This is a genomic window from Amycolatopsis sp. NPDC051071 (assembly GCF_040682875.1).
GTDB lineage: Bacteria > Actinomycetota > Actinomycetes > Mycobacteriales > Pseudonocardiaceae > Amycolatopsis.
This window is the reverse complement of the sequence record NZ_JBFBBY010000001.1, coordinates 124,567-136,443: the sequence shown is the minus strand read 5'-3', so window position 1 is coordinate 136,443 and position 11,877 is coordinate 124,567. Positions and strand designations below refer to the sequence as shown.

Here is an 11,877-nt window from a genome sequence, read left to right as displayed (position 1 = left end):
ATGTCGACGAAGTTTCTGAGGAAGGGCGGCCGCGCGGTCGCGGCCGCCCTGATCCTTTCCCTCGCACTGACCGGTTGCGGTACCGACGATCCCGCGCCCGCCGCACAGCAGGCGCCGCCGGAATCGACCGTCCCGGTCACGAAGCCGTTCAACGGCACCCGTCCGACGAACGTGAAGATCCCCAAGATCGGCGCCGAGTCGAATTTGATCGCGGTCGCGGTCAACAAGGACGGCAAGATGGCCGTCCCTTCGGCGAAGAAACCGATGCAGGCCGCCTGGTACCAGCTTTCGCCGGTGCCCGGTGACGTCGGCCCGGCGATCGTGCTCGGGCACGTCGACGGCAACAAGCAGCCGGGGATCTTCTACAAGCTCAAGGACGTCAGCCCCGGCGACGAGATCATCGTCGACCGCAGCGACGGCAAGAGCCTGAAGTTCGTGGTCGAGAAGAAGGACCAGGTTCCCAAGGACAAGTTCCCCGAGGACGCGGTCTACGGCAACACCGACAAGCCGCAGCTGCGGCTGATCACCTGTGGCGGTGTCTTCGACAAGGAAGAACACAGCTACAAGGACAACATCATCGTCTACGCGAACCTGGTCGCCTGACCTACGCACTGCCGATAGTCCGTGAAGGCCTTCTTCCCTACCGTCAAGGTTGGGAAGGAGGCCTTCACTACTTTGGGGGTCGGCAGCCCGGATCACCTGCGAAAGCCCCGCTGCAGCCGCGACACGGCGCCGGATCCCGCGGCCGCGAAACCAGATCTCTCGCGAAGGCGGCTTCGCAACACCCGTGAGCGAGCTACGCGAGAAGCGGCAGCAGGAGATGACGTTGTTCTTCGGGGACGTAATCGGCGTAGTTGTCATACAGGGCTTGCTTCGCCAGCCGCGACGCGTGCGCGCCGTCCGAGTCCCGGATCGCGTCCAGTACTTCTTCGTGATGCGCCAGCCAAGTGCGCATCAACGCGGTCCGGTCGTCGGCGTGCTCCAGTTTGTCCTCGATGAGTTCGAGTACGACGCCGCGGACGACCTCGCCGCTGATCACCAGCAGCGGATTCCCGGTCGCGCGGGCGATGGCCTCGTGGAACGCGACGTCCGCGTGGCTGAATTCGGCGAAGCCCTTCGAGACGCCCGTCCGCATCGCCGCCAGTGCCGCGTCCAGTTCCGCGAGATGGTCTTCGGTCCTGAGCTGCGCGGCGAGCAGATGTGCGGAACCGTCGAGCACCATGCGGAATTGCAGCAGATCGGAAAGGCCGATGTGGTCGGCGCGCGCCAGCCGGTGCATCGACCGGCGCAGTGCGGCGGGCGAGGCGGCCAAGACCTCGGGGCCGCGTGGATCGCCGGGGCGTGAGCGGATCATTTCCGCTGCCTGCAGTACTCGCAGTGCTTCCCGCACGGTCGAGCGGCCGACGTCGAACTGCACCATCAGTTCGCGTTCACTCGGCAGCCGGTCGCCCGGTTTGATCCGGCCGCTGAACACGGCTTCCTCGATTTGTTCGACGACACGCTGGTACGCGCGGACAGGGGAGACCGGCTCGAATTCCATCTTGACCCTGCCGTCTCGTCTGGTTTACTGGTCAGACCAGTCTACCGGTCAGGGGGCAGGATGAAAGTCCGGATCCACGCGGCGGCACTCGCTCTGCTGCTGGTGACGTCCGGCTGCTCCGCCGGTTCGAGTGCCACCGTCGCCAAGGACCCCGGCACCCTCGCGGTCGGGTACACCGCCGAACCCGCGAACTTCGACTTCACCCGCACCGACGGCGCCGCCATCCCACAGGCCTTGCTCTACAACGTCTACGAGGGCCTGGTGAAACTCGACGCGGACGGGAAGATCGTGCCACTGCTGGCCGAATCGTGGACAGCCTCCGAAGACGGCAAGACCTACGACTTCAAGCTCCGTGACGGCGCGAAGTTCAGCAACGGTGCCCCGTTCACCGCCGAGGACGTCAAGTTCTCGCTGCTGCGGGTGAAAACCGACTGGACGGTGTCGATCAAGTCCACAATGGACGTTGTCGATCGCGTCGACGTCGTGGCGCCGGATCACGCCCGCGTCGTGCTCACGAAACCCAGTAACGGCTGGCTGTTCAGCCTCACCAGCAGGCTCGGCGCGATGTTCACCCCCACCGGCGTCGCGGATCTGGCGAACAAGCCCATCGGCACCGGCCCGTACACCGTCTCTTCGCGCAGGCGCGGCGACTCCATCGTGCTCAAGGAGAATCCCGCGTACTGGGGCCGGAAACCGGCGTACTCCACGGTGGTCCTCAAGTACATCAAAGATCCGACGGCGCTCAACAACGCCTTGCTCAGCAACGGGATCGACGTCATCTCCGCGATCACCGTGCCGGATTCGATCCCGCAGTTCCAGGGCGACGACCGGTTCACCGTCGTCGAAGGCACCACGAACAGTGAGGTCACGCTCGCGTTCAACAACGCGCGCCCACCGCTGAACGACGTCCGCGTGCGGCGCGCGCTGTCCTACGCCATCGACCGCAAAGCCTTGCTCGACACCGCGTGGGCGGGGCGCGGCACGCTGATCGGCAGCATGGTCCCGCCGACGGACCCCTGGTACGAGGACCTCTCCCAGGCCTACCCGTTCGATCCCGCGAAGGCGAAAGCGCTGCTCGCCGAGGCGGGACAGCCGAATCCGTCACTGCGGCTGCGGATTCCGAACCTGCCATATGCCGTGTCCGCCGCGCAGGTGGTGGCGTCGCAACTGGCGGACGTCGGGGTCACCGTGACGATCGAGCCACTGGATTTCCCGGCGGTGTGGCTCAAGCAGGTTTTCACCGACCGTGACTACGACCTCTCGATCATTCAGCACGTCGAGGCACGCGACATCGTCACTTTCGGCAAGCCGAAGTACTACTGGGGTTACGACAGCAAGCCCGCCGGTCAGGAGCTGGCGAAGGCCGACGCTGGAACGCCTCAGGAGCAGATCGACGCGATGCGGCAGGTCGCGCGGCGGTTGTCCGAAGACGCCGCGGCGGACTGGCTCTTCCTGTTCCCCAATGTGATCGTGGCGAAGAACAAGGTGACCGGGTTCGTGCGCAACCAGGTCAGCGAGTCCTTCGACCTCACAGGATTGGCGCCGCGATGACGGTCAGGGTCCTTCGCCGTCTGGCGATCCTCGTGGCCAGTGTGCTGGTCGCGTCCATCGTGGTGTTCCTGTTCATGGCCGTGCTGCCCGGCGATCCGGCACAGGTCGCGCTCGGCGTCAACGCCACTCCGGAACTGGTCGCGAAGACCCGTGCCGAATTCGGTATCGACAGGCCGCTGGTGACGCAGTACTTCGACTGGATCGGCGGTGTCCTGCAAGGCGACTTCGGCCGCTCGTACGTCACGCGCGAGGAGATCGGCCCGGCGCTGGCCGACCGGCTCGGTGTGACGTTGTGGCTGGTCGGCGCCGGGATGCTGGTGGCGTTGCTGATCGCCGTCCCGGCCGGGACGTTCGCCGCGGTACGACACCGGAAGGCCGACGGCACCGCGGTTTCCGGGCTCTCGCAGATCGGTGTCGCGATCCCCGCGTTCCTCGCCGGCATCATCCTGGTGCAGATCTTCGCGGTGCAGTTGCGCTGGCTGCCTTCCGGCGGTTGGACGCCGCCAGTGCAGGACACCGGCGAATTCCTGCGCGGCCTCGTCCTTCCGGCGTTGTCACTGGGACTTGTGCAAGGCGCGGTGCTCACCCGCTATGTGCGGTCCGCGGTGCTCGACACACTCGGACAGGATTACCTGCGCACCGCGCGTTCCAAAGGACTCCGTCCGTTCCCGGCGTTATTCCGGCACGGCCTGCGCAACGCCGCCGTTCCGGTGGTGACGGTGCTCGGCCTGCAACTCGCGACACTGCTGATCGGCGCGGTCGTCGTCGAGCGTGTATTCGTGTTGCCGGGTCTGGGAAGCATGCTGCTCGACTCGGTGGCGTCGCGGGATTTGTTGTCCGTGCAGGGGATCGTGCTGGTCTTGGTGGTCGGCGTGCTGCTGGTGAACTTCGTGGTCGACGTCCTCTACACGGTGCTCGACCCGAGACTGCGGGGTTCCTGATGCGTAATCGCAGTCTCCTCATCGGTGCCGTCCTGGTCGCGCTGATCGTGCTCGCCGCACTGCTTTCCTTCGTCTGGACGCCGTTCGACCCGGTACGCGTCGACGCGCCCAACCGGTTGCACGACTTCAGCGGCGCCAATCCGCTGGGCACGGACAGCTTCGGCCGCGACGTGCTCAGCCAGCTCATGGTCGGCGCGCGGACGACGCTGTACGTCGGCGTGGTCGCGGTCGGGATCGCCGCCCTGATCGGAACACCACTCGGCATCCTCGCGGGTATGTCGTCGCGGTGGCTCGGCGAGTTCGTCATGCGCGCCAACGACCTGGTGCTCGCGTTCCCCGCGCTGCTGCTGGCGATCATGTTCGGCGCGGTGTTCGGGGCCACCACACTGACCGCGATGGTGGCGATCGGCATCGCGACCATCCCGTCCTTCGCGCGGATCGCGCGCTCGGGGACACTGCAGGTGATGAGCAGCGAGTTCGTGCTGGCCGCACGGTCGGCCGGGCGTTCGCGGCTGAACATCGCCGCGCGCCATGTGCTGCCGAACATCTTCGGAATGCTGATCGTGCAGGCCTCGGTGTCGTTCGCGATCGCCGTGCTCGCCGAAGCGGCGTTGTCGTTCCTCGGGTTCGGGACCCGGCCGCCGACGCCGTCGTGGGGTCGCATGCTGCAGGAATCCCAGGTGTTCCTGACCCTGCACCCGCGGCTCGCGCTCGTACCCGGCGTCGCCATCGCCATCGCCGTTCTCGGCTTCAACCTGCTCGGCGACGGCCTCCGCGATCGTCTCGACCCCCGATTGGCGGCGCGGCTATGACACTGGAAGTCCAGGGCCTGGGGATCGCGGACCTGGTCCGCGGTGTCTCGTTCGGCATCGCGCGTGGTGAGCGCGTCGGGCTGATCGGCGAGTCCGGTTCCGGGAAATCGTTGACGGCGTTGTCGATCATGGGACTGCTGCCTGAAGAACTCGCCGCGTCCGGCTCGGTGAAACTCGACGGTCGCGAACTGCTCGGCGCACCGGAAAGGGAACTGTCGCGGCTGCGTGGCAACGACCTGTCGATGGTGTTCCAGGAACCGATGACAGCGCTGAATCCGGCGATGCGGGTCGGCGCGCAGGTCGCCGAGCCGATGCGGATCCATCGCGACGGCGGGAAGCACCGTGCGGCGGCGGCGGACCTGCTGGATTCCGTCGGCCTGCCAGGGACTTCCCGCGCGTATCCGCATCAACTGTCCGGCGGCCAGCGGCAACGCGTCGTCCTCGCGATCGCGTTGGCCAACAACCCGAAACTGCTGATCTGCGACGAGCCGACGACCGCTTTGGACGTCACCGTGCAAGCGCGGATCCTGGAGCTGATCCTCGACGGCGTTCGTGAGCGGGAGAGTGCCTTGTTGTTCATCACGCACGACCTCGCCGTGGTGGCGTCGGTGTGTGAGCGGGTGCTGGTGATGCTGGACGGCGAGATCGTCGAGTCCGGCACCACGCGCGACGTCCTCACCGCGCCGAAGCACGAGTACACCAAGAAGCTTTTGGCTGCTTCGGATCTGGAGGCGAGCCGATGATGATCGAAGTGCGGGACCTCGAACGCCACTACTACACTCGCCGCGATGTCCATGCGTTGCGCGGGGTGTCCTTCGACGTCGATGCTGGTCAGCGCTTCGGAATCGTCGGCGAGTCGGGCTCCGGGAAGTCCACTTTGGTCAGACTGCTGGCCGCGCTGGACAAGCCGACGGCGGGCAGCGTCTCGTTCCAGGGCAAGCGCGTCGACACGCTCCCGGAGCGCAAACTCGGCTTCCTGCGGTCGGAACTCCAGATTGTCTTCCAGGATCCGATGGGCTCGCTCGACCCGCGGATGCGCGTCCGCGACATCATCTCCGAACCGCTGGGACGCCGGGATCCCGCGCGAGTCAAGGAATTGTTGCACGCGGTCGGCCTGCCCGAAGACGCCGCCGGACGCTATCCACACCAGTTCTCCGGCGGGCAACGGCAGCGGATCTCGATCGCGCGGGCACTCGCGCCGAACCCGAGCGTCCTGATCGCGGACGAGCCGGTGAGCGCACTCGACGTCTCGGTGCGCAAACAAATCCTCGACCTGCTCGCGTCGCTGGTCGAGCTGTATTCGCTGACGCTGATCTTCGTCTCGCACGACCTCGGCGTGGTGCGGCACGTCTGCGACCGGGTCGCGGTGATGCGGCGTGGGGAGATCGTCGAGATGGGTGACGTCGACCAGGTCTACGACGCGCCGGAGCACGAGTACACCAGGGAACTGCTGGCGGCCGCGCCGAATCTGCGGGCCGAGCTGGCGCGGTTGCGGGGAGGCGACGATGCTTGAGCACCCAGAAGGGCTGCCGATCGGCGACGGCTGGATATCCACAGTGGACACCGAGCCGGTGTCTTTTCCGTACGACGGAAGCGAGATCGGCCGGGCGCCGGTCGGGACGCCGGAGCTGGCGACACGCGCGATCGACGAGGCCGTCGCGGTGTTCAAGCAGGTCGCGGCCCTGCCTTCGCGTACTCGGCGCACGCTGTTGAACGACGTCGCCGCCGCTTTGGAACGGCGGCGCGAGGATTTCGAGCGGCTGCTGGTCCTGGAGACCGGGAAGCCGCTGGTCGATTGCCGCGTCGAGGTCGCCCGCACGATCGTGACCTGGCAGGCCGCCGCCGAAGAGGTCTCGCGCCTGCACGGGGAGACCGTGCCGCTCGACCTGCTGCCGTCCGGCGACGGGCTCGTCGGGTTCTGGAAGCGCAAGCCCATCGGTGTCGTCGTCGGCATCGCCGGGTTCAACTATCCGCTTCTGCTGGCTTCACACAAGATCGCGCCCGCCATCGCGGCAGGCTGCCCGGTGGTGGTGAAACCCGCGCCTCAGACGCCGCTCGCGACGTTGTGGCTCGTGCGTCTGGTGCGCTCGCTGACCGACCTGCCCGCGATGGTCCAGTTGGTCACCGGTGACGCGGCCGTCGGCTCGGCGCTGGTCACCGACCGGCGCGTCGGTGCGGTGTCGTTCACCGGATCCGCGCTGGTCGGGCACCGCATCGCGCGCGCCGCCGCGCCCACGAAGACGTTGCTGGAGCTGGGTTCCAACGCCGCTCTGGTGGTCGCGCAGGACGCGGATCTCGACGCGGCCGCGGATGCCGTGCTGCGTGGTGGCTTCTACGCGTCCGGGCAGGCGTGTATCTCGGTGCAGCGGGTGCTGGTCGTCGAGGTGGTGGCCGAGGAGTTCACCGAACGCGTGCTGGCGCGGCTCGGCGAGGTCGTCACCGGGGATCCGCGTGACGAGAAGACTCGGGTCTCGGCGCTGATCGACGCGGCGTCCACACGACGCGTTCAGGAGTGGGTCGACAAAGCGACTTCGGCCGGTGCGCGGGTGATCGGGGGCGGGGTGGACGGCACAGTGCTGCGTCCGGCGGTGCTGCTCGGCGTGCCCGACGGCCTCGAATGCTGGGACGAGGAGATCTTCGGCCCGGTCGTCTGCGTCCGGACTGTGGCAGGAGTGGACGAAGCGTTCGACGCGGTCAACGCGTCTCGCTACGGCTTGCACGCTTCCGTGTTCAGTACTTCCTTGAAAACCGCGTTCCGCGCGCTCGACGAGCTGGAGGTCGGTGGCGTCGTGGTCAACGAGGTGCCTGGTTTCCGATCCGACACCATGCCGTACGGCGGTGTGAAGGACTCCGGGATCGGGCGGGAAGGGCCGCGGTTCGCGGTCGAAGAACTGACCGTGACGAGAATGGCGGTGCTGCGACCTTGAGTTACGAGAACCTGTTCCGGCTCGACGGACGGCGGGCCGTCGTACTCGGCGGCGGCAGTGGCATCGGCCGCGAAGCCGCGCGGGCCCTGGCCGCGCACGGCGCCGAGGTGATCGTCGCGGACCGCGATGTCGTCGCAGCCAAGGAAACCGGCGCGGGGGAGACGTACGAGATCGACCTGCTGGAAGACGGCGCCGCGGCCAGGGCCGCTGCGGAACTCGGCGAGATCGACGTCGTCGTGCTGACCGCCGCGACCAACGTGCGCAAACGGCTGCTGGAGTACTCGCGCGAGGAATTCGACCGGGTGATCGCGCTGAACCTCGGTGCGACGTTCGAGGTCGTCCGCGCGTTCGGCGCCGGGATGGTCGAGCGCGGCCGGGGCAGCATCATCGGGTTCTCGTCGATCCGCGGCACCACCGTCGAGCCCGGTCAGGGCCCGTACGCGGCGACGAAAGCCGGTCTGGTGCAGTTGTTCCGCACGGCCGCCGCGGAGTTCGGCCCGGCCGGGGTACGGGTCAACGCGATCGCACCCGGCGTCGTCGAGACCCCGCTCACCGCGCAGATCAAAGCGAATCCCGGCTGGTACGACGCCTACGCGACCAAGGGCGCGCTCGGCCGCTGGGCGCGTCCGGACGAACTCGCCGGCGCCGTCGTCTACCTGGCGTCGGACGCGTCGTCGTTCGTGACGGGCTCCGTGATGGCGGTGGACGGCGGCTGGACCGCGGTAGACGGCCGCTTCGAACCGCCCGCGACCTAAGTGGTCGGTTTCGGAAGGCCTTGCGAAACCAACCACTAAGGAGCCTCGCTGTGCCGGAGTTGCCTGAACTGACCGCCGTTGAACTGGTCGCCCAGTACCGCGCGAAAACGTTGTCGCCGGTCGAAGTCACCGAAGCGGTTCTCGCCCGCATCGAGGCGCGCGAACCCGAACTGCACGCGCTGTACGCGTACGACCCGAGTGGCGCGCGTGAAGACGCGAAGGCATCCGAGAGCCGCTGGCACGCGGGGGAACCGCTCGGCCCGATCGACGGCGTTCCCTTGACCCTCAAGGAGAACATCGCGACCCGCGGCACCCCGGTCCCGCTCGGCACGGCGGCGACCGCACTGGCACCCGCGCCCGAAGACGCCCCGGCGGGCGCACGCGTGCGCGAGTCCGGCGGTGTCCTGCTGGGTAAGACGACCATGCCGGACTACGGGATGCTGACGTCCGGGCTGTCGAGTTTCCACACCGCGGCGCGGAATCCGTGGGATACCGCGCGCACGCCCGGCGGTTCCAGCGCCGGTGCCGGTGCGGCGGCCACCGCCGGTTACGGCCCGCTGCACGTCGGCACCGACATCGGCGGCTCGATCCGGCTGCCCGCCGGCTGGTGTGGTTTGGTCGGGCTTAAACCGAGTTTCGGCCGGGTGCCGGTGGATCCGCCGTTCCTCGGCCGCGTCGCCGGGCCGATGACACGGACCGTCGCCGACACCGCACTCCTGATGAGCGTTCTGTCCGGTGTGGACAGTCGTGACCACCTTTCGCTGCCGCCCGCCTCGCTCGACTGGACTTCGTTATCCGCCGACGTCAAGGGGCTGCGGGTCGGGCTGCATTTGGATCCGGGCGTCGGGCTACCGGTGTCGCCGGAAATCCTCGCGGCGGTCACCGAGGCCGCACGGGCCTTCGAAGCCGCAGGTGCGGTGGTGGAGCGAGTTTCGCCCTTCCTGCGCCGCGAAATGCTCGACGGCCTCGACACCTTCTGGCGCGTCCGAGCCTGGTCGGACATGTCGGCGCTGCCCGAAGAACGCCGCGCGAAGGTCCTGCCGTACATCGCCGACTGGGCCGCCGGCGGCGCCGACGTCAGCGGTGTCGATGCCTATCGCGGCTTCGCGCAGATCGACGCCATCGCCGTCGCGGCCCTACGCGAGACCGAACGCTTCGACGTCGTCCTGTCGCCGACCTGCCCGGTCTCGGCCCCGCCCGCGGCCTGGCCCTCACCGACCAACGACCCACGCCGTCCGTTCGAGCACATCGCGTTCACCGTGCCGTACAACATGTCCGGCCAGCCCGCGGTCTCGATCAACTGCGGCCACACGAGCGACGACCAGCCCATCGGCCTTCAGATCAGCGGCCGCCGCTTCGCAGACCTCGACGTCCTTCGCGCCGCTGCCGCCTACGAAACCCTTCGCCCCACTCCACGCCCCTGGCCCTGATGCGATTAGTCCTCTGGTTGCGATAGATGCACACGCAACCACCGCAACTAGAGGACTAATCGCGACAGCCAGGCGGCGAAGTGCGGGCATGTGGCCTGCAGGCCTTCGATACCCAGCTCGGCGATCGCTAGCGGCCCTTCAAGCGTCTTCACGTAGCCGGGGCAGTACCTGGCGAGGCGCTTCGAGGGCGCGTTCCTCGGGTCGTCGTTGACCAATTCCGGGCCACCGGCTTCAGCGCAGTCCTGCTTGATCCGCTCGGCCAGTTCCGGGTCGTCACGAAGATACGCGAGCTGATCACCAGCGGCGAAGACCCAGGATTCCAGCTCGTGTTGCACGAGATGCGGTACGAAACGGTGATCGCCAACGGCCACTCGCAGCGCCTCCTCGACGTGCTCGACTTTGCCGGTGGCGATACCCGTCGGCCGGGTTGCCATTCCCGGCGCGTCCGGCGGGAAGCCGTAGTAGTCGAACAAGGTCGTCAGCACGGTGAGACGTGGACTGGCGAGCAGTTCCTTGATCTCTCGATGCAGTTTCGGCCAGGAGGTGACACCGCCGCGGTGGGTCACCGCCGCCGTTTGAGTGCGGACCGTCGAGTAGGTGACGAACCAGCCCTGACGCTGAAGGTGTCCGGAGAGCAGGTCACGGACGACGGTCGCCTCGGTCTGGCCTTCCACCAACAGGTGTAGACGCTTCAGCTCAGGCATCGAGAACGCTGCCCAACGATCCCGGCTGACCGCCGATGATGTTTTTTTCCCAGAGTTCGCCGAGTGAGTACTCGTCGAGCCAGGTTTCCAGCGCGACCTTGTTGGGCCGGGTGAAGACAGAGTCACCGTTTCGCTGCTCGACGATGATCAGATCATCCGCGGAGAACTGGTTCATCAAGGTCACCGACTGGGTCGCGATCAAGACCTGACTGCGCGTGGAAGCCACCCGAAGCATATCCGCGAGCTGGACGATGGCGAACGGGTGCAGACCGAGTTCCGGTTCGTCGAGCACGACGAGCGCGGGAAGTTCCGGCTGGAGCAACAACGTGACCAGGCAGACGAAACGCAGGGTCCCGTCGGACATCTGATTCGCCGAGAAGACGGTTTCGGAATTCTGCTGCTGCCAGCGAAGCAAAATGCGGTCGGTGCTGTCCGGCTGGAGGACGAAGTCGCGGAAGAACGGCGCGACGAGGCGGATCGCGCCGACGATCCGGCGATACGCGACCTTGTCCGCCCGGTCTTCGCTGTCACGGAGCCGCAGCAGCACCGCGGCGATGTTGCCCGCGTCCGCGCGCAGGGCCAGGTTGTCCGCGGTCGGAGCCAGCCGCTTCACCGGAGCATCGACACTCGTGTCGTGAAAGTGATAGACCCGGCAGCCTTGAAGCAGCTCGGTGATGTGCGAAGCCACCGAGTTGCTCCCGCGCTCTTCGACGACGTCGTTGAGACGGCTTTCCCGATGTCCGCGTCCGATCGATCTCGTCCAGGGCTGTCCGTGGCCGGGGCCGTGGTACGAGATGACCTCTTCGTCGAAGATCAGTTCTTCGCCGGGTGCCGCCGCCAGAAGAGCCTGGTAGCTGTTGGGCGGCGACTCCAGTTTGAGGCTGATCCGCAGGGTGTCCGCGGCGTCGTTGATCAGCGCCGACGCGCCGCCGTTACGTCCCACGAACAGGTTCAGCAGGTCTTCGCTGATCCTGCCCAAAAGCTCGAAGGCCTGGACGAAGTTGCTCTTGCCCGCGCCGTTCGCGCCGATGAGCACGTTCATCGCACCCAGTTCGACGCGCGCCGAACGGATCGAGGTGAACCCCTCGATCTCGATAGACGTCAGCTGCTGTCGGGTCATGCGCACAGCTTAGGCAATCGTCCGGGAAAGTTGCCGATTCACCGGTTCGTGCAAGTCACTCCATCGCGCGATTCGACATCTGATTGCGCTCCGCGAA

Annotated in this window: 12 protein-coding genes; 9 read left to right on the top strand and 3 right to left on the bottom strand. The window is 67.1% G+C overall.

Annotated features, from left to right (window positions below; all coding sequences use genetic code 11):
* Complete coding sequence (locus tag AB0M65_RS00660) at positions 1-603, top strand: class F sortase (RefSeq protein WP_364019203.1); 603 nt, start codon at positions 1-3, stop codon at positions 601-603.
* A 193-nt stretch (positions 604-796) separates the two neighbouring features.
* Here the strand turns inward: AB0M65_RS00660 and AB0M65_RS00655 are convergent, their stop codons facing one another.
* Positions 797-1,540, bottom strand: coding sequence for an FCD domain-containing protein (locus AB0M65_RS00655; RefSeq protein ID WP_364019200.1), 744 nt, complete (start codon positions 1,538-1,540; stop codon positions 797-799).
* Positions 1,541-1,600: 60 nt separating this feature from the next.
* Between AB0M65_RS00655 and AB0M65_RS00650 the strand changes: the two genes are divergently transcribed.
* From AB0M65_RS00650 to AB0M65_RS00615, 8 genes are read left to right on the top strand one after another with little or no spacing between them, the layout of a single operon-like run.
* Positions 1,601-3,091, top strand: a complete 1,491-nt coding sequence (locus tag AB0M65_RS00650) for an ABC transporter substrate-binding protein (protein WP_364019197.1) — start codon at positions 1,601-1,603, stop codon at positions 3,089-3,091.
* On the top strand, positions 3,088-4,032 hold the full coding sequence (locus tag AB0M65_RS00645; RefSeq protein WP_364019194.1) for an ABC transporter permease: 945 nt from the start codon (positions 3,088-3,090) through the stop codon (positions 4,030-4,032). The genes AB0M65_RS00650 and AB0M65_RS00645 overlap by 4 nt, the downstream gene beginning before the upstream one ends.
* Positions 4,032-4,844, top strand: coding sequence for an ABC transporter permease (locus AB0M65_RS00640; protein WP_364019191.1), 813 nt, complete (start codon positions 4,032-4,034; stop codon positions 4,842-4,844). The genes AB0M65_RS00645 and AB0M65_RS00640 overlap by 1 nt, the downstream gene beginning before the upstream one ends.
* The gene (locus tag AB0M65_RS00635) at positions 4,841-5,587 is read left to right on the top strand and encodes an ABC transporter ATP-binding protein (protein WP_364019188.1); all 747 of its coding nucleotides are present in this window, start codon (positions 4,841-4,843) and stop codon (positions 5,585-5,587) included. The genes AB0M65_RS00640 and AB0M65_RS00635 overlap by 4 nt, the downstream gene beginning before the upstream one ends.
* The gene (locus AB0M65_RS00630) at positions 5,584-6,357 is read left to right on the top strand and encodes an ATP-binding cassette domain-containing protein (protein ID WP_364019185.1); all 774 of its coding nucleotides are present in this window, start codon (positions 5,584-5,586) and stop codon (positions 6,355-6,357) included. Before AB0M65_RS00635 ends, AB0M65_RS00630 begins: the two co-directional genes overlap by 4 nt.
* Entirely contained in the window at positions 6,350-7,771 is a 1,422-nt protein-coding gene (locus tag AB0M65_RS00625) for an aldehyde dehydrogenase family protein (protein WP_364019182.1), read from the top strand. The genes AB0M65_RS00630 and AB0M65_RS00625 overlap by 8 nt, the downstream gene beginning before the upstream one ends.
* Entirely contained in the window at positions 7,768-8,526 is a 759-nt protein-coding gene (locus AB0M65_RS00620) for an SDR family NAD(P)-dependent oxidoreductase (RefSeq protein ID WP_364019179.1), read from the top strand. The genes AB0M65_RS00625 and AB0M65_RS00620 overlap by 4 nt, the downstream gene beginning before the upstream one ends.
* Positions 8,527-8,576: 50 nt before the next feature.
* The gene (locus AB0M65_RS00615; RefSeq protein WP_364019176.1) at positions 8,577-9,956 is read left to right on the top strand and encodes an amidase; all 1,380 of its coding nucleotides are present in this window, start codon (positions 8,577-8,579) and stop codon (positions 9,954-9,956) included.
* Positions 9,957-10,003: 47 nt separating this feature from the next.
* Here the strand turns inward: AB0M65_RS00615 and AB0M65_RS00610 are convergent, their stop codons facing one another.
* Together AB0M65_RS00610 and AB0M65_RS00605 are read right to left on the bottom strand one after the other, a co-directional pair.
* Entirely contained in the window at positions 10,004-10,660 is a 657-nt protein-coding gene (locus AB0M65_RS00610; protein ID WP_364019173.1) for a DUF4276 family protein, read from the bottom strand.
* A complete protein-coding gene (locus AB0M65_RS00605) occupies positions 10,653-11,780 on the bottom strand; it encodes an AAA family ATPase (protein WP_364019170.1) in 1,128 nt (375 codons plus the stop codon). The genes AB0M65_RS00610 and AB0M65_RS00605 overlap by 8 nt, the downstream gene beginning before the upstream one ends.
* Positions 11,781-11,877: the final 97 nt, after the last annotated feature.